This is a genomic window from Lysinibacillus sp. GW823-FHT02G10 (genome assembly GCF_058797135.1).
This window is the reverse complement of sequence record NZ_JBXAJI010000012.1, coordinates 1-23414: the sequence shown is the minus strand read 5'-3', so window position 1 is coordinate 23414 and position 23414 is coordinate 1. Positions and strand designations below refer to the sequence as shown.

General features: G+C 37.1%; 14 protein-coding genes, 17 tRNA genes, 1 rRNA gene and 1 riboswitch. Of the genes, 2 read left to right on the top strand and 30 right to left on the bottom strand.

What is annotated here, in order from left to right:
• Positions 1 to 63: 63 nt before the first annotated feature.
• The 5 genes from AC1RFD_RS21120 to AC1RFD_RS21100 all read right to left on the bottom strand — a co-directional run bounded on the left by AC1RFD_RS21120 (position 64) and on the right by AC1RFD_RS21100 (position 11293).
• Entirely contained in the window at positions 64 to 348 is a 285-nt protein-coding gene (locus AC1RFD_RS21120) for a hypothetical protein (RefSeq protein ID WP_492475238.1), read from the bottom strand.
• Positions 349 to 446: 98 nt separating this feature from the next.
• Complete coding sequence (locus AC1RFD_RS21115; RefSeq protein WP_492475237.1) at positions 447 to 3482, bottom strand: leucine-rich repeat protein; 3036 nt, start codon at positions 3480 to 3482, stop codon at positions 447 to 449.
• Between the two features lie 150 nt (positions 3483 to 3632).
• Positions 3633 to 6071 carry an InlB B-repeat-containing protein gene (locus AC1RFD_RS21110; RefSeq protein ID WP_492475236.1) on the bottom strand — a complete coding sequence of 813 codons (2439 nt, stop codon included), beginning with the start codon at positions 6069 to 6071 and terminating at the stop codon, positions 3633 to 3635.
• 136 nt (positions 6072 to 6207) lie between these two features.
• The gene (locus AC1RFD_RS21105; RefSeq protein WP_492475235.1) at positions 6208 to 8721 is read right to left on the bottom strand and encodes a winged helix-turn-helix domain-containing protein; all 2514 of its coding nucleotides are present in this window, start codon (positions 8719 to 8721) and stop codon (positions 6208 to 6210) included.
• A gap of 28 nt (positions 8722 to 8749) precedes the next feature.
• A complete protein-coding gene (locus AC1RFD_RS21100; protein ID WP_279493694.1) occupies positions 8750 to 11293 on the bottom strand; it encodes a LuxR C-terminal-related transcriptional regulator in 2544 nt (847 codons plus the stop codon).
• 222 nt (positions 11294 to 11515) lie between these two features.
• Between AC1RFD_RS21100 and AC1RFD_RS21095 the strand changes: the two genes are divergently transcribed.
• Positions 11516 to 12781 (top strand): Nramp family divalent metal transporter, encoded by a 1266-nt coding sequence (locus AC1RFD_RS21095; protein WP_066038370.1) that lies wholly within the window; start codon positions 11516 to 11518, stop codon positions 12779 to 12781.
• Between the two features lie 47 nt (positions 12782 to 12828).
• Here AC1RFD_RS21095 and AC1RFD_RS21090 read toward each other — a convergent pair whose 3' ends face one another.
• The 5 genes from AC1RFD_RS21090 to AC1RFD_RS21070 all read right to left on the bottom strand — a co-directional run bounded on the left by AC1RFD_RS21090 (position 12829) and on the right by AC1RFD_RS21070 (position 17812).
• Positions 12829 to 13518: an ABC transporter permease gene (locus AC1RFD_RS21090; protein ID WP_492475234.1), complete on the bottom strand. Its 690-nt coding sequence runs from the start codon at positions 13516 to 13518 to the stop codon at positions 12829 to 12831.
• Positions 13511 to 14434, bottom strand: coding sequence for an ABC transporter ATP-binding protein (locus tag AC1RFD_RS21085; RefSeq protein ID WP_103117310.1), 924 nt, complete (start codon positions 14432 to 14434; stop codon positions 13511 to 13513). The genes AC1RFD_RS21090 and AC1RFD_RS21085 overlap by 8 nt, the downstream gene beginning before the upstream one ends.
• Before the next feature lie 130 nt (positions 14435 to 14564).
• Positions 14565 to 15497 (bottom strand): sensor histidine kinase, encoded by a 933-nt coding sequence (locus tag AC1RFD_RS21080; RefSeq protein ID WP_288582772.1) that lies wholly within the window; start codon positions 15495 to 15497, stop codon positions 14565 to 14567.
• 6 nt (positions 15498 to 15503) lie between these two features.
• A complete protein-coding gene (locus AC1RFD_RS21075) occupies positions 15504 to 16196 on the bottom strand; it encodes a response regulator transcription factor (RefSeq protein WP_115673848.1) in 693 nt (230 codons plus the stop codon).
• 152 nt (positions 16197 to 16348) lie between these two features.
• On the bottom strand, positions 16349 to 17812 hold the full coding sequence (locus AC1RFD_RS21070) for an amino acid permease (protein ID WP_054548681.1): 1464 nt from the start codon (positions 17810 to 17812) through the stop codon (positions 16349 to 16351).
• A gap of 82 nt (positions 17813 to 17894) precedes the next feature.
• Positions 17895 to 18071: riboswitch (Lysine riboswitch) on the bottom strand.
• Between the two features lie 178 nt (positions 18072 to 18249).
• Here AC1RFD_RS21070 and AC1RFD_RS21065 point away from each other — a divergent pair.
• On the top strand, positions 18250 to 19458 hold the full coding sequence (locus AC1RFD_RS21065) for a CynX/NimT family MFS transporter (protein ID WP_048391934.1): 1209 nt from the start codon (positions 18250 to 18252) through the stop codon (positions 19456 to 19458).
• 67 nt (positions 19459 to 19525) lie between these two features.
• Here the strand turns inward: AC1RFD_RS21065 and AC1RFD_RS21060 are convergent, their stop codons facing one another.
• The 20 genes from AC1RFD_RS21060 to rrf all read right to left on the bottom strand — a co-directional run bounded on the left by AC1RFD_RS21060 (position 19526) and on the right by rrf (position 23334).
• Positions 19526 to 20056 (bottom strand): hypothetical protein, encoded by a 531-nt coding sequence (locus tag AC1RFD_RS21060; RefSeq protein ID WP_054548680.1) that lies wholly within the window; start codon positions 20054 to 20056, stop codon positions 19526 to 19528.
• Positions 20057 to 20107: 51 nt separating this feature from the next.
• Positions 20108 to 21154, bottom strand: coding sequence for a nitric oxide synthase oxygenase (locus tag AC1RFD_RS21055; RefSeq protein WP_492475233.1), 1047 nt, complete (start codon positions 21152 to 21154; stop codon positions 20108 to 20110).
• A 574-nt stretch (positions 21155 to 21728) separates the two neighbouring features.
• A tRNA-Glu gene (locus AC1RFD_RS21050) sits at positions 21729 to 21800 on the bottom strand.
• A 1-nt stretch (position 21801) separates the two neighbouring features.
• Positions 21802 to 21878 (bottom strand) — tRNA-Asn (locus tag AC1RFD_RS21045).
• A 6-nt stretch (positions 21879 to 21884) separates the two neighbouring features.
• Positions 21885 to 21958 (bottom strand) — tRNA-Ile (locus AC1RFD_RS21040).
• A 4-nt stretch (positions 21959 to 21962) separates the two neighbouring features.
• A tRNA-Gly gene (locus AC1RFD_RS21035) sits at positions 21963 to 22036 on the bottom strand.
• 5 nt (positions 22037 to 22041) lie between these two features.
• A tRNA-Phe gene (locus AC1RFD_RS21030) sits at positions 22042 to 22117 on the bottom strand.
• 6 nt (positions 22118 to 22123) lie between these two features.
• A tRNA-Ser gene (locus AC1RFD_RS21025) sits at positions 22124 to 22216 on the bottom strand.
• Between the two features lie 13 nt (positions 22217 to 22229).
• A tRNA-Ala gene (locus AC1RFD_RS21020) sits at positions 22230 to 22305 on the bottom strand.
• A gap of 17 nt (positions 22306 to 22322) precedes the next feature.
• A tRNA-Pro gene (locus tag AC1RFD_RS21015) sits at positions 22323 to 22399 on the bottom strand.
• Positions 22400 to 22409: 10 nt separating this feature from the next.
• A tRNA-Arg gene (locus tag AC1RFD_RS21010) sits at positions 22410 to 22486 on the bottom strand.
• A gap of 18 nt (positions 22487 to 22504) precedes the next feature.
• Positions 22505 to 22577, bottom strand: a tRNA-Lys gene (locus AC1RFD_RS21005).
• A 13-nt stretch (positions 22578 to 22590) separates the two neighbouring features.
• Positions 22591 to 22665: transfer RNA gene (locus AC1RFD_RS21000), tRNA-Gln, on the bottom strand.
• Positions 22666 to 22674: 9 nt separating this feature from the next.
• Positions 22675 to 22750: transfer RNA gene (locus AC1RFD_RS20995), tRNA-His, on the bottom strand.
• Between the two features lie 48 nt (positions 22751 to 22798).
• Positions 22799 to 22872, bottom strand: a tRNA-Trp gene (locus tag AC1RFD_RS20990).
• A 4-nt stretch (positions 22873 to 22876) separates the two neighbouring features.
• Positions 22877 to 22960 (bottom strand) — tRNA-Tyr (locus tag AC1RFD_RS20985).
• Between the two features lie 7 nt (positions 22961 to 22967).
• Positions 22968 to 23043 (bottom strand) — tRNA-Thr (locus tag AC1RFD_RS20980).
• An 8-nt stretch (positions 23044 to 23051) separates the two neighbouring features.
• Positions 23052 to 23127: transfer RNA gene (locus tag AC1RFD_RS20975), tRNA-Asp, on the bottom strand.
• Positions 23128 to 23131: 4 nt separating this feature from the next.
• Positions 23132 to 23207: transfer RNA gene (locus tag AC1RFD_RS20970), tRNA-Val, on the bottom strand.
• A gap of 11 nt (positions 23208 to 23218) precedes the next feature.
• A 5S ribosomal RNA gene (gene rrf / locus AC1RFD_RS20965) occupies positions 23219 to 23334 on the bottom strand.
• Between the last annotated feature and the right edge of the window lie 80 nt (positions 23335 to 23414).

Genomic DNA, 23414 nt, shown 5'->3' with positions numbered 1-23414 from the left:
TCTAATTAGAAAATGATGAGAAAGACAATACATTTCTTTTTTTGACACAGGGTACGTCTTTAACTAATAAACTTTCGGTAAAAAGCTGTAAATATCCCTTTTCTCAAAAATTCCTGAGCTTACTTTAGCAACTTTTTTGCCATTTAAACGGCTTGGAAAGGGAAACTCAATATGTGGACCATTATAATGAATAATTGTCACTGTACCATCAGAGTTATTACGCCAATCATAATTCCTTTCATCCGTTTTAATTGAAAGTTTAATCGATACAAAAGCTAAAGTTAAGAATAATATGAAGAAGGCAAGACGAACGATTTTCAATAGAAACACTTCCTTTTCTATTAGCATAATAATTTACATCCTTACGCACTATTGAGTAATGTTAATAATTTGAACAAAAAAATCTCACCAAAAGCTTTATGGATAGCCATTGGTGAGGTTTTTAATTATTGATGCAAAGCTCTATACAAAAATGTTACAAACTCCGCACGTGTTACAGGATCATTTGGTCTAAAGTTGCCATTATCTCCAATTGTGATCCCATTTCCTGCAAGTATAGCGATAAAGTTGTGTGCCCAGTGTGTTTTTGGCACATCCTCGAAAGTATCTTTATTCGATGAAGTTAAATTAAAGGCAAGAACTAATACTTTTGCCATTTGAGCGCGTGTCAAATTCGTAGTTGGCTGGAAGTTCCCATCTATGCCTTCAAACAAACCTGCTTGTTGCACCTGATCGATTACCCCAAAATAGAGATGGCTTTTAGGTATATCGTTAAATTCTCGCGCATCTTTTTTCGGTTCTAGCGCTAATGCTCTTGTTAATATCAGGGCAGCATGCTGGCGCTGAATTGGTGCATTTGGCTTGAAAGTGCCATCTTGATAGCCTGTAATAATGCCCTGCTTTGCCATCTCCTGAATCATCGCCCAGGCCCAATGTCCTTGAGAAATATCTGAGAAGATGATATCTGGCTCTGTTGGTTGTGGATCAATTGGTTCTTCAGGTTTAGGTTTTTGTTCTTCAGGTTTTTGTTCTTCAGGTTTTTGTTCTTGTTTTTCAGGTATGTTTGGCCCTGGTATTGGGGATGGATTCGGAGATATACTTCCTCCACCACCCGATGAACCGTCTGTTACCCAATGGGCATATAAGGTGATATTGGACTTCACTACATCTTTAGAAAAATTCCATGGTATCGTCAGTTCAATATCCTTATACCAGCCTGTAAATGTATAGCCTGCCTTTGTTGGATTTACTGGATTTGTTGCTAAGGTATCTTTTGTTACCTTCTGTGATGCTACTGTACTTCCTCCATTTGTTTCGAAATCCACCGTATACTGTGCGACGACGTTTTCCCATTTTGCATATAAGGTTGTATTTTGGGTTATCATATCCGTTGTAAAATTCCATGGTGTGGTGAATTGAGCATCCTTATACCAGCCTAAAAATGTATACCCTGGTTTTATAGGAATTACTGGTTTACTTACTAGTGCCTTATAATTTACTGTAATAGGATTGATTGCTGTCCCCCCATTTGTATTAAATGTGACAACATATGAATTTGCTTTCCATTTCGCATACAAGGCAAGATTGGATTCTTCAATATCAACAATGCTATTGACTGTATAATCTATACCATCTCCCACGTTAGTGCTGTTCCAACCATCAAATGTATAGCCAGTTTTTTCTAAAGATCCTATATTATCTAAGATCGTTGCTGGAGTATTTCTTGGATACATATTCATATCTACTGGTGGATTTCCTTGTTCAGAGCCATTTCCATGATAGATAATTTGATAAGTAAGTAACTCGAACTGGTGATTATTTTGATTGGCATAGGCTTGAGCAGTCGATGCATCATGACCATAAATAATTAAATTACTTGGATTTGCATTAAAAATATCTTCTAAAAGAATCGTTGCATCCGATAATATTTTCACTTGTTTAAGATTATTGTCATTAAAGGCATTATCCTCTACAGTCATTACATTTTTAGGAATTTCAATGCTACTAAGTCTATTCTTCCCAAAGGCCCATCTACCAATATTCGTTACACTACTAGGAATCTCTATTCTTGTAAGCTGATTATCGAGAAATACACTTTCCGCTATACTTGTTATACTTGAGGGAATCGTTACATTTGAAAGTTCATTGGTAGCAAATGCATACGCTCCTATACTTACGACACTAGTAGGTATTACTAAAGAGGTTATGTGATTATCTGAAAACGCCCATTCTCCTATAGTCTCCAAAGTTGCTGGTAACTCAATGTTTGTTAATTGGTTCTCCATAAATGCGAAATCCCCAATTGTCTTAAGTTGATTTGGCAGCTTAACTGTAGCAAGTGCATTATCTAAAAATGCATATGAGCCAATTTGAGTAACTTGATCTGGTATTTCTATAGCAGTAAGTTTATTTGTAAAGAATACACCTTCACCTATCTTTTTAAGGTTATTTGGTAGTTTCACATACGTTAATTGATTTTCTGCAAATGCTACATCTCCAATGCTTGTTACACTGTCTGGTATTATTACCTGCGTAAGACCTTTTTCACCAAATGCTCCACTACCTATTGCTGTTACTACCCTGCCATCTAGCTGACTTGGAATGGTTATTGCCATATCAGTACCTATGTAATCTCTAATCGTTACTGACCCATCCCTATTTTTTGTCCACTCATAATCCGCTTCATTGACAGGATCTGGAGAATTTATACCTTGAAAGTTTATATTCAACCTATCTGCATACTCTTTTGCAGAAGAATTCTCTGGAGCATAAATAACAAGGTTAGGACTATGCCCTATAAAAGCATCATCACCTATTTCAACATCTTTAGAATATATAATGATTTCCTTTAGGTAATTATTTGAAAAGGCTTCATCTCCAATGCTTTTCACACTTTCTGGTATCTCTAAACTTTCAATATCATTCCTTGCAAATGCATTTGACCCTATTATTTTTACACCCTCTGGAATTTTCACATTGACAATATCATTCGTTGAAAATGCATGATCTCCTATACTAATAACACTTTTAGGTATATCTACGCTTTCTAGTAAATTTCCAGAAAATGCATAATTTCCGATACTACTTAGATTATTTGGAAGTATCACATTTGTTAGTTGGTTTAAGGAAAATACACCATCACTAATGTTCGTTAGATTACTTGGCAGTGTCACACTTGTTAACTGATTTTGATAAAAAGCATAAGCACCAATTGTTGTTATTGTTTCTGGTATCGTGAGGCTTGTCAGATTTTTATTAGTAAACACCCAAGCGTCTATCCCTGTTACGATTTTCCCTTGTATTTGATGAGGAATTGCCATGTCTCCGCCAGTACCTGTGTATGTCTTTATAGTTATCGATCCATCAGGGCTATCTTCCACATCATAATCAGCTTCATTAGCAAAAGTAAAAGGGATTTTCACTAACATCATGAAGATAAATAGTGTAAACCATATTCCATATCTAACACTTTTTGCTTTCATATAGTCTCTCCTTTCTTTAAAAATAAAATAATTCTTCTTCATCTTAAAGGTAATTATTTACTCCCACTATTGAGGAATGTTAATTATTTTTAGGTAAATACAAAAATCCCATCATTGGTAGTCTTATCACACCAGTGATGGGATTTATTCTTATTGAGAGAGGGCTCTATATAAAAAGATTGCGAATTCTGCCCGTGTAACAGCATCATTAGGTCTAAAATTACCTTGATCACCTATTGTGATACCGTTTGACGCAAGAATAGCAATATAATTGTATGCCCAATGAGTAGCAGATACATCATTAAATGTTTCTTTCTTATGGGCTGTTAAGTTTAAAGCCTCTACCAATACTTTTGCCATTTGTGAACGTGTCATATTAGATTTTGGTTGGAAGTTTCCATCTATGCCATCAAACAGTCCTGCTTGTTGCACTTGCTTAATTTCCTCAAAATAGAGATGACTTTCAGGAATATCCTCAAATATAAACGCCTCTTTTTTAGGTTCTAGCTCTAATGCTCTGGTTAACATCAGGGCAACATGCTGGCGCTGAATTGGTGCATTTGGCTTGAAGGTGCCGTCTTGATAGCCTGTAATAATGCCCTGCCTTGCCATCTCCTGAATCATTGTCCATGCCCAATGGCCCTGAGGAATATCTGAGAAAGTAATGTTTGCCTCTGTTTGGGGTGTTGGCTCGGTTGGTTGTGGCTTAGCTTGATCTTCAGGTTTAGGTTCTGGTTTTTCAGATAAGGTTGGCTCTGTCTTTTCTGGCTCTGTTAGTGTTGGGGACGAATTTCCTCCACCACCTGACGAATCGTTTGCTAGCCATTGCCATTTTGCATATAAAGTAGTATTAGCTGTCACTATATCTGTATGGAAATTCCAGACTTTTGTGAAATGAGCATCTTTATACCAACCTGCAAATGTATAGCCTACCTTTATTGGGTTGATTGGTTGCATTGCGTTTGTATTAGCAGTAAGCCTTTGGGGCGATATAGCACTTCCACCATTTGATGCAAAGTCTAGAATATAATGTACAGCTTCCCTTTCCCATTTTGCGTAAAGCGCTGTATCTTCTACCACTTTATCAGTATCAAAGCTCCATGGTTTGGTCAGCTCTTCATTCTTATACCAGCCTACAAATTTATAACCTGTTTTTGTCGGGAACAGTGGTTCATCTATTACCTCATTATACTTAGCTGTCACAGGAGAAATTACCGTCCCTCCATTTGTATAAAAGGTAATGATGTATTCATTTGTTAGCCATTTTCCATATAACGTCATACTCTCTGTCACTTTATCGATCTCGAAGTTCCACGGTATCATCAGCTTTTCGTCTTTATACCAACCTACAAATGTATAGCCAACTTTCGTTGGATCTGATGGCTTGGCTAATAGCTCTCCATTCAATACCTCGACTGTTATTGTGTCTGTATCTGTATGAAATATAACAGTGTATGGTTTTTTTGCCCATTTTCCATATAAAGTTATATTTCCCGTTATCACATCTGTATCAAAGTTCCAGGGCACAGTCAATTCTTCATCTTTATACCAGCCTATAAATTGAGAGCCATCTTTTATCGGAGTTGCTGGTGCAAGTGCTTTTTCTCCAGCCAGTATTTGCTGTTCATCAATAGCTGTATCGCTATTTGGCTCAAATGTAAGTGTATATGTTAACGCATTTCCCTTTGCATAAATTTTTGTTGGCTGTGTGACATTGCCATCCCACGGCTTTGCCCATGCCAAATCACTATACCAACCATCAAACCTGTCACCTTGGTAGTTAAATGTATTAGGCTGCAGCACTAATGGTCTATTAAAGTAAACCCAATGCAACTGATTAGAGGCAAATGCCCAATCTTCTATATATGTAACTGCTTCAGGAATAGTCACTTCTTTCAGGTTATTACCATAAAAAGTATAGAACCCTATCTTCTTTAAGTCATCAGGTAGAATAATGGTTGTTAAGTGATTTTGATAAAACGCGTAGTTCCCTATACTTGTCACGCTACTGGGAATGGTTACACTTTCTAATTTATTCCTCGAAAATACACTGTTCTCAATTCTTGTTATACCATCTGGAATTGTCACTGCTGTTAGCTGATTATTCGCAAATGATTCTGCTCCTATTGTTTTTACGCTATCAGGAATATAGACAGTCGATAACCGATTGTCAAAAAACGCTAGATTACCTATACTCTCTAATCTATTAGGGAGGGTCACAGTCGTGATCTGATTCATCAAAAATGCTCTATCCCCTATTTTGGTCACACTTTCAGGGATAGTTACACTTGTCACATTCTTATTGAAAAATGAAGCTTCCCCTATTATCGTAACGGGCTGTCCGTTAATAACAGCTGGAATATCAACATGCCCTCCTGCCCCTCCATAGGCTACAAGTGTTATACCCGTGTCATTTGGCGCTGTATGGAATCTTGCATTACCAACTAGATTTTTGTTAAGGCTCTTTTTAGCATGACTATCCGCTCCTTCTTCAATAGCATTATGCTCATTCGCATAAGAGGCTGGAACTTGCCCATATTGGAAAAAGAGCAATATTAGAACAATCATCATGTTCGAGATTCTTTTCATTCCTCTCGCTCCTTCCTCTTAAAATCAAGTATTCTCCTCCCTTTATCTTAGAAAATTCAAGATACTTCCACTATTGAGGAATGTTAATTGTTTTATGTAAAAAAAAGACCGCTACCTAAAAAGATAACGGATAACCTTATACCAGCGTGTTTAATAATATTGCCTGGGCTCGATTTTTAACACCTAACTTACTATAAATCCCCGAGAGATAGACTCTTACTGTACCTTCCGATAAAAATAGCTGCTCGGCTATTTCTTTATTAGAAGCACCTTTTGATAATAATGTAAATATTTCCTGTTCACGAGTTGTAAGGGAAGCCAATGGTGAAATTTGCTTATATTTTTGAGCACATTGGAGCAAGTGCTCAACGTAGCTCATGGAAACCTCCCTACACTCCTTTTTGGAAGATTGCTTTCGAATAGCGGCATATTTTTTTAATAAAGCATATGTTTGAGGCTCATCTATAAAGGTTCTGATATATTGATATGGTTCGGCTAATTTCAAGGCTTGGTGTAATTTTTCTAACGCCTCATCTGCTTGTCCTTGCTCAACCAAACATATGGCTAATAAAATTGTCGCTTCTATACGAGTAGATAGCTGTTCTTGTTGTTGCGCCTGTGATTGCACCTGTATAATCAATTGCTGCGCTGCTAGTAGATGTCCTTCCATGAGTAAATAACGTGCTTTTACTAGCAAATAAAATGTAAAATCCTTATCTACTTTGACCTTAGCTAACTCCTGTTCTGCTTGGACAACATTATCTTCACGTAAAAATAAAAGTGCCTTCATTACTCTTATACTATCAATCCAATGGCGTTCATTGACAGCTTCAATTGCATGATCTAAAACGCCTTGAGCAACTATATATTGCTCTTCTAACACGGCTATTTTACTTTTAAGAATATACATCGGTACTAACAATCCTGCATCTTGAAATTGATGTCCAGAACGTATAGCTTCCTCTAATTCTATTGATAGCTCAGCAAATTGGTTCCACTCATATAATTTTTCTGCACGCACGCCATAGCTATAGCCTGTCATACTTAAGTTTTTAAATTTCCCTGTTCTAAACTTAGCAAAATAAGACATAGCCTGTTCATCTGAAAGTAACTTTCCTCGAGATCCGATATTTGTTCTAAACAACATAGGCTCTGTTTGATTATATTGTATAAATATTGCGTCCCATTTGGAATCAACTGGATTTCTCTCCAGTCTTTGTCGAATATATTCCCCAGCTTGAGAAAGATCTCCGTTTTTCATGACAAAGACATAGGCTTTCACACCTAGAAAATCATCGACAGCAGATGCATACTCACTTTTATTCATCCATTGATTAGACCTATGCTTTTGTTCTAGGTCTAGGATCGTCCGATAAGCATCTTCTAAATTGTGTAATGCTGCGAGTGTATATGCATACATTACCATCAACTCTGGGTGTACCTCATAGCCATTAGACAAAAATGTATCAATCCATTTTACATAAGATGTTGAATGTCCACAGGAAAGAAATGTTACAAGATGCTCCTGAATCCATTGTTCAGCATACATAAATACGTTGCCGCTTAAAGCAAGCTCTATAGCAGATAAAAAATTTCCATTATTATATAAAGCAACAGCTGCCTTTTCATATAAATACAAAATATCCTGCTGAGTAAAACGATTGCTCAATTCTTGGCGCAATGCTTCTCTAAATAAATTGTGATATCGAAAAACCTGCTCTTTTGCTTCTACTCTACTAATAAATAATCCTTGTTGATCAAGCTCTAATAAGACAAGTTGAGCATCAGTACGGTTTGTTAGGACATTACATGTATCAGCGGTTAATTGTTCCAAAAGTGAAGTATAAAGAAGAAAAATTTGGAGGGGTGGTGCTAGTTTGGAAAAAACCTCACTCATTAAATATTGGAACACATATAAATTGCTTTCTTTTAACTCTTTGTCTACATTATGGAAATCTGCTAAATTAGTTAATTGCAACCCTGTTGGCCAGCCCTCTGTTATCTCAAAAACCTTTTGAAATACCTTTACATCCAGCTTTTTATTTAAATTTTTATAAAATACTTTTGTCTCTTCATACGTAAAAAGAAGTTGCTCTAAACCAATTTCAAGCAAGCAATGGTTTAATCTCCACTTTGCAATAGGTAATGAAATAGTTGATCTACTAGTCAAATAAATAAAGCAATTTTCAGGTAAGAAATCAATTAGTCGAGTCATCGCTTGATGGATAGCAATATTATGAATATGATGATAATCATCAATCATAATATGAATCTTTTTAGTAGATAGCGATAATTCATATAAGAGAGAGTCCACTAAAAACTCTAATGGTAACTGTGGTTGTGCATGGAGTATAGAATTAATCCGAGAGGCAGCTTCTGGCTGTAATGAGTGACCAATAGTATGAATTAAATACTTCCAATAGCGATTTAGATCATTGTCTGTTTGGTCCACCGTATACCATGCTACTGCCGTCTCAAGTTGCTGAAACCAACTACTTAGAAAAGTGGTTTTACCATACCCTGCTGGCGCTTGTACTACTATAAGTTTTGCTGTTGACTGGAGTAGAATGGCATTTAATCGTTCTCGCTCAATAATTTGCTTGCCCGTTTGAGGGACTGTTGTTTTTGAGGCTAATAAAATATTTGGCACATGTAGACCTCCTTTCTCTTTAACAACTTTAAAAGCCTAGCCATTCTTTTGCCCATAAAATGGCCTTCGTGCGAGATTTCACACCTATTTTACTGTAAATTCCTGTTAAATATATACGAATTGTTCCCTCTGTCAGCTGCAATTGTTGTGCAATCTCCTTATTAGAAGCACCTTCTGCGAGTAATTGCAGAACATCTTTTTCTCTTGCAGTAAAGTTAGTGAAAAACTCATCTTCTGTGCTGTCATTTAATAATAGTTTATTTACATAGGCTAACGGCACTGACTTAAATGTATCTCCCTTATTATGCTGACGTAGACGCCAGTATTTATTAAGTAATGGCCAGATAGAATCCTCCTCTATAAATGTACGGTAATACCCATAGGACACTCCATGTTCAAGAGCATCATGTAATACTGTTAAAGCGAAATCCTCTTTACCAAGTGAAAAATGACAAATGGCTTCTAGCAAGCCCGCTTCAATAAGCGTAACGATTTGCTTTTCCTGAGTTGCTCCTTCTTTTAAACGAATAGCAATTTGCAATGCTTCCTCCAGTTGATTTTTAGCATATAGAATTTTACCTTGAACTAATAAATAAAATGGATTTTTTGATGCAATTCTATAATTGATAAAATCCGTCACTCTAAAAAATTCCTGTTGTGCATATGAAATATTTCCTTCCAATAAATAAGATTGTGCTTTCATAATATAGAGCATACCTATCCAATAAGGTTTATCGGTTTCCTTCATAGCTTCAAGCAATAACAGATGTGCTTCTTCGAATTGTTTTTTAGTCATATAAATACGAGCCTTTAATAAGTACATTGGTATAAATAATCCTGGATCTTGAAAATGTAAACCATATTGTAAACCGATTTCTAACTCTTTACTTGCTCTATCTAAATCATTTATTTCATACAAAATTTCAGCTAGTAATCCATAGGTAACGCCTGTAATATTTCGCTCCCTTATTTCACTTTCATTCAACACGTGAATCAGTTCATCCATTTTTTCTACTGGTAAGAATTTTCCTTTTGCACCTACAAAAGTACATAAAATTCTAGGCTCAAATTGATTATATTTTAAAGAAATATGATATAAAGATGACTTATTCTTTCTTACATTTACGTGTGTTTGTAAACCTACTTTTGCCTTTTCAATGTCTCCATCTTTCATATAACCTATATAAGCATGTATAATTTCAAAGATTTTTGATACAGCAATGAACTGAAAACCCTCCATCCATTTCCATTTATTTTGTTTAAGTAGTAGTTCCTCTATGATTTTATTCGCCTGATCAATTTCATGGGTTGAAAACAGAGTAGTAATATATAAGACAAGCATATTAATATCTACTGGAAACTGAGCATTCCTTAATTTCTGTATCCACTGCCCGAATAATAGAGTATGTCCCTCGGCAAATATTTCGACTAAATATTTTTGAATCCATTCATGTGCAAGCTTGTATAATTCGCCATTTAAAGCAAGCTCAATTGCCGCTACATAGTCTTCTCTTTGGCATAAATTAGTGGCTGCTTCGTAATAAATAGAGGTAATCATTTCATAGGAATATTGCCTTTGAAATTCTACCTGTAGGGCATGCCTAAATAAAGTTTGGTAACGATAAACGGGTGGATGAGCTTGTACTTGTTCGATAAACAAACAATTTTTCTCCAGCTCTGAGAATGTAGTTAAACTATATAATCCGTTCGTGATGGATCCACAAACACTCGGATCTAAGTAGTTTAAAATGGAAGTTCTTAGTAGAAAATCTTGCAATTCTTGAGGTAATATTAAAAGAATTTCTTGCATGAAGTACTCATGTATATATGAACTAGCTTTGGCTAAAATTTCTTCACTACTAAGATTACCTACCATTCCACCTGTTGATAGCTTTATCAGTTGGATACCTGCTATCCAGCCCCCTGTAGTCTTTAATAAAGGCTTCAGCGCATCCTTCTGTTCATCATTAGTAACAGAATTAAAGAAAGATTGTAGCTCTTCTAAATCAAAACATAATTGACCCGTCCCGACTTCTAGTATCCAACCTTTTACACGCCATTTTGCTAGTGGAAGTTCTAAATTAGTTCGTGTAGTTATATAGATCCGTGCATTGGCTGGTAAATATTCAATAAGTCGATTGATAATTTGATGAATTTGAGGGTTGTGGATTTCTTGAAAATTATCAAAAACAATATGAATATTTTCTTTATATGTATCCAAATCGTTTAACAGTGTATCTATAATTGTTTCAAAAGGTGGTGTTTCATCTAGTATATTGTTTAACTTTTGTTCTACATTCAATATGCTAAAAGATAATGTATGTATTAAGTACTTTAAAAATCTCACAGGATCATTGTCATTCTGATCGATAGTAAACCATGCTACCGATTCATCAATATGCTTCAACCACAGACTTAAAAGAGTCGTCTTTCCGTATCCTGCGGCTGACCGTATAATGGTTAGTTTCTTCATTCGATTGTTAGATAAAATAGAAAATAATTTCTTCCTCTCTAATACATTTGGCACTGTACGTGGAATTGTTACTTTTGATTTTACCCATACCATATCCATCACCTTGTCTCCCTTCTACATTTCATTAGTTCTATAAATTTCGAATTTTTCCTGCAATTTAATTTTTCTACTCATTCACTTCATCCAAAAGAGCATACTTATTTTAGAAGGATAAAGCAAACTACTTCACTTTTTTTATTCCTAGCGTTAGAATACTAATATCTTATTTTCCTATAGGAAACTTTATTTCACTGATGATACTTTTTGAAACGAGGGAACAATATGGTTTACAAACGAGTCACAAAATCGTCTGCAGAGGCGGTTTTAGATGGAGATATTAAAGGTTGGCGAAGATTCTTGCCATTTTTAGGACCTGCTTTCATTGCAGCAGTCGCCTATATTGATCCTGGCAATTTTGCTACAAATATTACAGCAGGCTCTCAATACGGCTACCTGCTACTTTGGGTTATAGCCTTTTCTAATTTAATGGCCGTGTTAATTCAGTCCCTGTCTGCCAAGCTTGGGATTGCGACAGGAAAAAATTTACCTGAAGTCGCACGCGAGCATTTTTCTAAAAAAACATCTATCTTTTTATGGATACAGGCGGAATTGGTCATCATTGCCACAGACCTCGCGGAATTTATCGGAGCAGCATTAGGGCTTTATTTACTTTTTAATATCCCAATGCTTCCCGCCGCATTGATTACAGCAGTAGGTTCATTCGCTATTTTAGAGTTGCAAAGAAGAGGATTTAGAGCCTTTGAAGCAGGTATTTCTGGAATGGTTTTAATTGTTGTATTGGCATTTGCCTTCCAAACATTTTTAGCGCAGCCAGCATGGGGCGATGTGGCGATTGGCATGTTCACACCACACTTTGAAGGTGTAGATTCACTATTATTGGCAACAGGTATTTTAGGTGCAACCGTTATGCCTCATGCTATTTACTTACATTCTTCTTTAACTCAAAGTCGTATTATTGGTCGAAATGAGGCAGAAAAAAAACGTATTTTCCGTTTTGAATTTATCGATATTATCATCGCTATGATTATTGCTGGTGCCATCAATATGAGCATGCTCATAATTGCCGCAGCAGTATTCCATACCCAAGGCGTTGTAGTTGAAGATTTAGATGTTGCCTATAATGGTTTAAAAGATATTCTGGGCCCAATGGCTGCCATTTCCTTTGGTCTTGGTTTACTTATTGCAGGGCTTGCTAGCTCCTCTGTAGGGACTTTAGCTGGTGACGTAGTGATGCAAGGCTTCATTCAAAGAAAAATACCTCTTTATTTACGTAGAGCGATTACCATGGTGCCACCACTTGCAATCATTGCCTCTGGTGTGAATGCTACCTATGCTCTCGTTCTTAGTCAAGTTGTTTTATCATTTGGTATTGCCTTTGCACTTGTCCCTCTTGTTATGTTTACAAGTAAACGAGACATTATGGGAAGCCTAGTTAATCACCGTATTACAACTGTTTTAGGTTGGTTTGTCGTAGTCGTTGTTGTTACGTTAAATATTTACTTACTGTGGGAAACAATTTTTGGATAACAAAAAGCCAGGTACTCTATAGCAATGAGCACCTGGTATCTTTTTGATTAAACATCCACCTTTTCGATATTTCTAATGGCTAAATAAGCAATACCAAGACCCACGATTGCTAAAGTAATTGGAATAATAATAATATCGTTTAAAGTAAAGTTACCTGAATTTGACGAAGTTACAGACACAATTATAATAGATGAAATGATAGTTGTCGGTATAGAGTATTTTCTCATCCCGAAATACAATGGGATTAAGGCTATACCTGAGGCAGCAATCGCATTCATCAATACAGAAGGTACTTGCTGGATAATTAAAGAACTAGATAGTACATCAGGAATTAATTCATATCGATCGCTTATGATACAAAAAATGGTTGTAATAAGAGCATTGGAGATAATGATCATACTGAAAGTAAATAGCATGACAATAGCAAGCTTTGCGACCATTAATTTCTTTCTACTTATAGGATACATAAAGGCTAATGTAATGGTTTTAAATTTATATTCTCCGATGATTAACTTAGCTATTAACGTAGAAGCAAAAATCATAAAAACTGCTCTTACAAATGAATCAATAACACTGAATGCAACCTCATAATTTTCAAGCCCTGGGTCTCCTTCCACTTTAGAAATAAATAAAATCATAAACAAAAAACCAAGAATAACAAAATTAGCGATAATGGCTCCTTTAACATATGAACCTAAATGAAATTTTTTCATTTCTAAACGCATTAAATTAAGCATGGACAACACCTCCATTGATTAGCTTTAAGAAATAATCCTCTAATGAACTAGTTTTTTTACTAATCTCTTCAATCTCAACGTCATGTTCAATTAATGCTCTCGATAGGCTTTGTTGGGATACTGTTGAGTCGTATATACGTATAGAGTTATCATCCATCAGCTTAAAATTCGTAATGTTTAATTCGCTTTCAATAATAAACGCTGCCTTTTTCCCATCACTTACGATCACTTCCGTATAATTGACCTGATCACGATTAATAGTATCCATTGCTACCTCAGTGATGAGCCTTCCATTCTTAATAACACCTATTGTATCGACCAATTGTTCTATTTCAGCTAGAATATGACTAGAGATAATAATAGTTATGCCGTACTCCTTACAAAGCATCTTGAAAAGCTCTCTTAACTCCTTTATCCCTACTGGGTCCAATCCATTAATTGGTTCGTCTAATATAAGTAACTCTGGCTTTGTAATAATGGCCCTTGCGATGCCTAATCTTTGCTTCATCCCCAGAGAAAAATCTTTAACCTGCTTATTCTCTGTATTCGATAACTTTACTAAATTAAGAACATGTGCAATTTCTTTCTTATCATAATAACCCATGTATTCACAATGTAATTCCAGGGTCTCTCTAGCCGTTAATTTTTCATAAAAAATAGGATATTCAATAATTGTACCCATTCTTTTTAGTATTTCATAGGATTTGTCCGTCAATTTCGCCCCCAAAATTTCTACATCCCCACTTGTAGGTTTCGTAAGATTAGTTAGCATCTTCATAACAGTCGTTTTACCCGCACCATTAGGACCTAAAAATCCATAAATCTCACCTTTCTTAACGTTCATATTGACAGCAGAAACAACTTCCTTTCCATCGTACACTTTCGTAAGCTGATTTGTTTTTACAATGTATGTCATGTAATTCTCTCCCTCAATTGTGACTAGTTTCATTATAAAAAATGAAACTCTCTATTTTATTACTGCATTCTTACAAATTTCTTAAGTAAAAAAGCCTGCAAAGCATTAAAGCTCTACAAGCATAATGGATTCAATACATCATTCGCTTTAACGAAATCGTAAAAATAGTTTTTTCATAGGGAATACTCGATAAACGGATCGAGCCATTCATTATTTCTACAAGCCGCTTTGTAATCGTTAGTCCCAGACCGCTACCTTGGAAAGATTTATTTCGAGAATCCTCAAGTGTATACATCCTTTCAAAAACGCGATCGATATGGTATTCATCAATGCCCTTGCCACAATCCCACACATCAATATCAATATTGGCTTCATCGTTTCTTATAGTAATTCCAATTACATTGCCATCTGCTCCATATGCAATAGCATTAGACAGTAGATTGTTTAGCACTCTATTTAATGCTTCTTCATTACCAAGTGCATATATGGAGCTTTCAGGGATATCAATTTTAATATCTAATCCCAATGAAGTAACCAAATCGTAAAAAGACAAAACATTTTTTCGGCATATTTCACTGACATTGATTTTAGTGATTGGATAATCTGTGTCCCCAGCCTCTAATTTTGCCAAGTCAAAAAATGTATGAATAATTTTTAATACCTCTAATGTTTTAGCATGTACACCCGTAAGTAAACGTTGCTGTTCCTCGTCACTATTCGCGTTTTGAAGTTGAAGCATTTCAATATAGCCAAGTACAACGGTTAAAGGCGTTTTAAGATCATGCGAAATATTGGCCAACATCTTTTTCATAGAATTTTCCATTTTATGATGTGTAGCCTGGACTTTTTGATGTTGATCTAGCAAAGTATTCAGTGTAATAAGTAACTGTTGAATTTCTGAATTTGTAGTTGTTATTAGAATCTTTTCATACGTCTGCTCATTCACAATTACATGTAGTTTTCGATGAATATATTGGATAGCTCGTTCTTGTTCCTTCTTGACTTTCCATTGAAAAATGAGAATGCCAATTAGCAATACAATTATTAATAATAGAAATATCATATATTTTTACCCTTCAAACTTATAGCCGATTCCCCATAGGGTTTTAATATAATGAGGATGTGACGGATCATCTTCTATTTTTTCACGTAGTCTTCTGATATGTACATTTATAATATTTTCGTCTCCGTAATAGGCATCTTTCCATATCATCTGATAAATTTGCTCTTTGGTAAAAACTCTGTGACGATTTGTCACAAACAATTTTAAAATGGAAAATTCCTTTGATGTCAGCTTTATCTCTTGTCCGCTCTTTGTTATTGAGAAATTAACAATATCTATCTTTAAATTATCAATTTCGAGGACCTCTTGCTTTTGTTCAGCTTGACTAGAGTATTTCGTAGCTCTTCTGATAACAGCCTTTACACGTGCTGAAAATTCTAGCATAGAAAAGGGTTTAGCAATATAATCATCTGCCCCTAACCCTAAGCCCAATGCTTTATCAACATCACTGTCTTTTGCAGACATAATAATGATAGGAAGTGCTGCCTGCTCTCTAATAATCTTTAATACTTCCAATCCATTTAATTTAGGTATCATAATATCTAAGATGACCAAATCAAAGATATTTTGCAAACAATTTTGTAATGCCTCTTCGCCATTAGTCGCTGTTGTGACCTGGAAACCTTCCATCGTTAAGTAATTATCAACCATTTCACGAATGGCTTCATCGTCTTCTACAAGTAAAATATGCTTTTGCACTATGATGCACCTCTCCTATCAAACCCAATTTCCATATGTATATTACATTACCATATTTATGATGTTTGATTAGAGAGATTTTGTTTATGAGTGTTGAAAAAAGAGCTGATCCATAAACCATCACTCTTTGGTTTATAGAACAGCTCTATTATTTAATCTTCAACTTTTAAATCACAATCTTCAAGTGGAAGCATTTTTGTTTTGTGCTTTAATTTATAGCCAAACCATAATGCTAAAAATAATGGAATCCCAATATACGAAACAAGGATACCGTACCAATCAATCTTATCGCCTGTAAAGGCTGTGTAATTTTGTCCAATGACTACGATCATACAAACTGTAAAAGCAAATAATGGTCCAAACGGATATAATTTGGCTTTATAAGGTAATAACTTTGGATCTAAGCCTTGTGCATCAAACGCTCGGCGGAAACGATAATGACTAAACGCAATACCTAGCCATGCAATAAAGCCAGACATTCCAGAAGCATTTAATAGCCAGATATAAACCACTCCATCGCCAAAGAAGGATGCCAAAAATGCTAAACAGCCTACAGCTAATGTTGCCATAAGTGCATAAATCGGAATACCTCTACGACTTAGCTTTGCAAAAAATTTAGGTGCATGTCCATCCACTGCTAATTGCCATAACATACGAGAAGATGCATATAGTCCTGAATTTCCTGCTGACAGCATAGCCGTTAAAATAATGGCATTCATTAATGAAGCAGCAAAGGCAATACCTAGGCGGTCAAACACTAGTGTAAACGGTGATACTGCGATATCTTCTGATAATAAACGTTCGTCTGTAAATGGAATTAACATCCCAATTGCACCAATCGCTAAAATATAAAACAAAAGAATACGCCAAAATACAGATTTAACAGCCTTCGGAATATTTTTACCAGGATCATCTGTTTCACCAGCTGTAATTCCTAGTAATTCTGTTCCTTGGAATGAAAATCCTGCAGCTAGGAAAATACCAAATGTAGCAAGGAAGCCACCATGGAATGGCCCATCACTAACAAAGAAATTAGTGAAACCTACAGGAGCCTGCCCACCTAAAATACCAAAAATCATTAGTAAGCTAATGATAATAAAAACAATAACCGTTGCTACTTTAATCATGGCAAACCAATATTCACTTTCACCATAACTTTTTACGGATAGTAAATTAAACGTCAATACCACAGCAATAAATAATACTGTCCAAAGTGCTGATGAGCTATCTGGGAACCAATATTTCATAATTAATGACACAGCAGCAATTTCGGCAGCAATGGTGATTGCCCAGTTATACCAGTAGTTCCAGCCTAATGCAAAGCCCAAGGCAGGATCTACAAATTTGGTTGCATACGTACTAAATGAACCTGAGGATGGCATATAGGCAGCCATTTCCCCTAAGCTTGTCATTAAAAAATACACCATAATACCAATTAAAGCATAGGCAAGCAATGCTCCTCCAGGACCTGCCTGAGCAATTGCTCCTCCACTGGCTAAAAATAGTCCCGTACCAATTGTACCGCCTAAAGAAATCATTGTAATATGACGGCTTTTTAATTCTTTTTTCAGCTTCGGTGCTTTATGTCCGAGCTGATTTACTTTTATTTCACTCACGATATAGCTTCCTTCCTATTTATGAGGCAAAAAAATGCCATCACATATACACTGTGATGGCTACATTAATCCTCAGTTTTTCCTACATGATAGCTCAACACGTTGTGCAAACGTGACAGTTCTGTTCCTTTCGGAGACAGCCCCAGCATGAGGTTTTCAAGTCCCCTCACACTTCGGCAATATTTCCTTTCAACTAATTTCATCAATGCTTGTCATTTCAATTAGCATACTTATAAATATCGCGACCTCTACCTCAATACAAACATGAGGCATATAATTATTAAATTTATGATGTTTATTATACTAACATAAGACCATAGACATTTCAATACAACCACAAATGTTCTGTATTTTATGAATCTTCTACTATTTTTAATAGTGTGATAAAGTGTTATAGTAGTTCAATTAGAATGGTTATTATTAGGGGGGATTTTATTTTGACTACAAATGATCATTCCACTAGTTTTCCAAGTAAAAAAATTAGCTGGAAAGGAACAACCTTACTTTTAGTCTTTGGAGTTATCTTTATAGCCTCTACATTACGAATGCCACTAACTGTTGTTGGCCCAATTATATCCTTTATCCGTGAAGATCTTGGAATATCTAATGTTTTGGCAGGCTTTCTAACAACGATACCATTGCTGGCTTTTGCTGTTATATCTCCATTTGCACCAGTTGTAGCACGCAAACTAGGGCTTGAGCTAACATTATTTTTATCCACTTTTCTCTTGGCTTTAGGAATTGTCCTACGTTCACTTGGTACTACAGAATTACTTCTATTGGGTACTGTGCTAATTGGCGTAGCCATTTCTTTTGGAAATGTACTAATTCCAGGATTATTGAAGTTGAAATTTCCCTATCATGTGGGTTTATTAATGGCCTTTTTCACCATGTCCATGAATTTTACTGCTGGCCTTGGTGCTGGTATTAGCTATCCGATAGCTAATTCATCGTTAGGCTGGCAAGGTGCACTTTCCATTGCACTCATACTCGTTCTAATTACAATCTTAATTTGGATACCTCAACTAAAATCAAATAAACCAGAACCAGTTACTACATCTAAGAAGACCAGTACACCTTTATGGAAATCACCTGTTACTTGGGCTGTCACAGGGGCAATGGGTTTACAGTCTTTATTATTCTACACAACAGCAGCTTGGATACCTGAGATCTATATTGCTCAAGGTTTAGCACCTGATAAAGCTGGCTGGATGTTTTCAATCATGCAATTCTCACAAGTACCAATGGCCTTAGCAGTGCCTATTATTGCTGGTAAAATGACTTCTCAACGCCCACTTGTATTGATGTTTACATCCTTCTATTTAGTAGGCTTTGTTGGGGTTGTCATGGAATGGACAAGTCTTGGGGTACTGTGGATGGTTCTTCTAGGGTTAGCAGGTGGTTCTTCATTTGCCCTAGCAATGATGTTCTTCACTCTCCGTACTCGTACTGCATTTGAAGCAGCAGATTTATCAGGCTTTGCACAATCTTTGGGTTATTTATTTGCCGCAATTGGTCCTATTCTTTTTGGCTACTTGCATGATTTATTTGGCGGCTGGAATATTGCGGGATGGCTCTTTGTCGTTGTAGCAATGTTACTCTTCTTTTGCTCAATGAGAGCCTCTAAGGATGAATATGTGCATTAAAATTAAATAAAGCAGGTGGATTAGATTCCTCCATCTGCTCTATTTCTATATAGTGTTTACACATTACTTAATTGTCGGGTTGCTGGAGTAATGTTAGCAATTCAGCAAGGCATTCTGATGCTTCATTATTACGAGCTGTTATAGTAGAAAAAATAGGAACAGCCTCTTGTAAAAGCATATAACTATAATAGTAATAGCCTACAAAAGCTTGCTCCTCATAGCCCTTTGGCGTTTCTTTCTCCCACTCCTGCTCATCATTATCCTCATTTTCTATCCACAAATAGTTGACGTCTAATAGCTCCTGCATATTTTTAACAGTATTGACTGGCTCGAGATAATCCTTGGTAATAGCATGTGCCACAGCTAAATATAACTGTACCTCTTGTAAGGAGACAACCTCTAATTTTTTACTAGTAAGCTTTTTTAGCAGGACAAGCAAAACCCATGGTGTCACCTGCCACAGTGTACCTTGATGTTCAATTAATTCAGCTAGTTGTGTGTATTGCTCCTGTTCTATCAGCTTAGGAATGGCTGTACCTCTACCATAAGGTGTCGTCAATTGTCTCCATGGGATATTGGGAATTTGCTGATTTAACATAGTAAGCGCCCTCTCTCATCAAAAGTATTGAAAGTAAACAATTCCTTTACACTAATAGCATGGTTTTTGGTAAAAATAATTTGGTGTATGATAAATATTTACATAGGGTTTATGGAATATATGAGTTGTGGCAGGGGAAAGTGGTGGGATTAACCATGTCCAGTTGCCTGTAACTTCTCTTCCTGTTGATTTTTCTGCCTCCTCAAACAATTTAAACTGCTGAGCTGCTGTATGATGATCAACAATGCTCACACCATCTTCTTTAAATGAGTGAAGAACAGCAATATTAAGTTCTACTAAAGCACGATCACGCCAAAGAGACGCATGTTTGGTTGTATCAAGATTAAAAATCTCTGCAATTGCAGGTAACATATTATAACGATCATGATCTGCTAAATTTCGTGCACCAATCTCTGTTCCCATATACCAGCCGTTAAATGGAGCTGCTTGAAAATCAATTCCAGCCATTTGAAAACGCATACTCGAAATAATAGGTACGGCATACCACTTCATTCCTAATTTTTCCATATCGTTTGACTCTGGATGACGGATTGAGACCTCTACTATATTTTCTTCAGGAATTACAAACATTTGAGGAGCACGATTATCCACCTGTATAACGAGTGGTAGTACATCAAAATCAGTTCCTTTACCTCTCCATCCTAACGACTCACACACTTTTGTAAATTTAACGGACTGTGAATCTCCAATAATGCCTGCATCTGTTTCATAGCCTGCATAACGAATTAGTTGATGATTCCAAATCCGTACTCTATCTGAAGCAAACACTGTTATAGTTGGACGGATTTTCCCATGATTTGTCGCATAATCAATATGTTCTAGTAATTTTTGAAAAATAGCCTTTTCATCTAAAATATCACGTGCATCTACCACATGCAGTGACTGCCAAAATAGACGTCCAATACACTTATTGCTATTTCGCCATGCCACACGTGCGCCAAAAACTAGCTCCTCTGTTGTTGGGTGATATTCACCTGCATCCTTAACTGCCTGTAATCTATTCTTTAACCAAAGTTCTGATTCATTTTGTTCTGTCTGATATAGACTTAAAAATTGCTGTATCTCCTGTATATTCATATCGATTCCTCCACTTATCCTCATATTAGAGGAACAAAACAACAAGCACCATGAAAATAGTAATTGAAAAAACATACATATTTTATATATGAAATAGTTTGTTCATATTTACTCTATAGACTCTCTTTCGTAAGAGAATGTAAGGGAGAAAGATTTTAATTATTATAAAAAGGCTACAGTAGTCATGTAGCCTTTTTCAGGGGGTTGTAGAACAAAGAAATCAATAGAATATTTGTAAATGGTGAAAAAGCTATTCGTTCTGGGCTACTTACTTGCTGCTATTGCTTCGCTTTCGCATAGAGCAGAACCAGTTTCACAAATTCTCTGGCCAGGATTTCGCCTGTATCGCTATACTAGAGAAGTCGTCAAGCAGCCTTCACAAAAGTATTGACCATGGAAGTGTACGTGGTAGGTGAAACGGCTTATAGGATGCCCATAGAAAGATGCTAGGGGAATGAAATTCAGTCCCTCACCTTGCCAATAGGTCTTTTTTTGCTATTGCATTATCTTTTATCGTTTAAAGAACAGGAGAATAGAAAAAAGCATGTAACACACATCTGTGCTACATGCTTGATGACCCGTACGGGATTCGAACCCGTGTTACCGCCGTGAAAGGGCGGTGTCTTAACCACTTGACCAACGGGCCGTGGCTCCGAAGGCAGGACTCGAACCTGCGACAACCTGATTAACAGTCAGGTGCTACTACCAACTGAGCTACTTCGGAATAATATGGGCCTAAATGGACTCGAACCATCGACCTCACGCTTATCAGGCGTGCGCTCTAACCAGCTGAGCTATAGGCCCATTTTGGAGCGGGTGATGAGAATCGAACTCACGACATCAGCTTGGAAGGCTGAGGTTTTACCATTAAACTACACCCGCAATAATGGTGGGTCAGGACGGAATCGAACCGCCGACACTTAGAGCTTCAATCTAATGCTCTACCAACTGAGCTACTGACCCGAAAAATGGAGGAGGTAGAGGGATTCGAACCCCCGCGCGGTGTTACCCGCCTGTCGGTTTTCAAGACCGATCCCTTCAGCCAGACTTGGGTATACCTCCAAAAATATTACAATGGTGGAGCCTAGCGGGATCGAACCGCTGACCTCCTGCGTGCAAGGCAGGCGCTCTCCCAGCTGAGCTAAGGCCCCATTTATCATTTTGAAAATGGTCGGAATGACAGGATTCGAACCTACGACCCCTTGGTCCCAAACCAAGTGCTCTACCAAGCTGAGCTACATTCCGTTGATTTTATTGGCGCGCCCGACAGGAGTCGAACCCATAACCTTCTGATCCGTAGTCAGACGCTCTATCCAATTGAGCTACGGGCGCATGTTAATTAAAAAATGATGAGCCATGAAGGACTCGAACCTTCGACCCTCTGATTAAAAGTCAGATGCTCTACCAACTGAGCTAATGGCTCGTGAAATTAAAAATGGCTGGGGTACTAGGATTCGAACCTAGGCATGACGGAATCAAAATCCGTTGCCTTACCGCTTGGCTATACCCCAATTTTAAAATGGGGCGACTGATGGGAATCGAACCCACGAATGTCGGAACCACAATCCGATGCGTTAACCACTTCGCCACAATCGCCACTATATAGATTATATTAGCTGTATTATGAACGAGTACCTCAATACCTGGCAGGGGCAGTAGGAATCGAACCCACACCAAAGGTTTTGGAGACCTCTATTCTACCGTTGAACTATGCCCCTAAAATGGTGGAGGGGGACGGATTCGAACCGCCGAACCCTAAGGAGCGGATTTACAGTCCGCCGCGTTTAGCCACTTCGCTACCCCTCCAAGGGAATGGTGCCGGCGATAGGAGTCGAACCCACGACCTACTGATTACAAGTCAGTTGCTCTACCAACTGAGCTACACCGGCAATAATAATGGCGGTCCCGACCGGGATCGAACCGGCGATCTCCTGCGTGACAGGCAGGCATGTTAACCGCTACACCACGGGACCAAAATGGTGGAGGATGACGGGCTCGAACCGCCGACCCCCTGCTTGTAAGGCAGGTGCTCTCCCAGCTGAGCTAATCCTCCACAAAAAATAAGCGAAGCGACGTCCTACTCTCACAGGGGGAAGCCCCCAACTACCATCGGCGCTAAAGAGCTTAACTTCCGTGTTCGGTATGGGAACGGGTGTGACCTCTTTGCCATCATCACTTCACTTATTCAGCTGAAAGACTTATTCTTTCAAAACTAGATAAACGATCCATTGAATGCTTCAAACTTTTTTGGTTAAGTCCT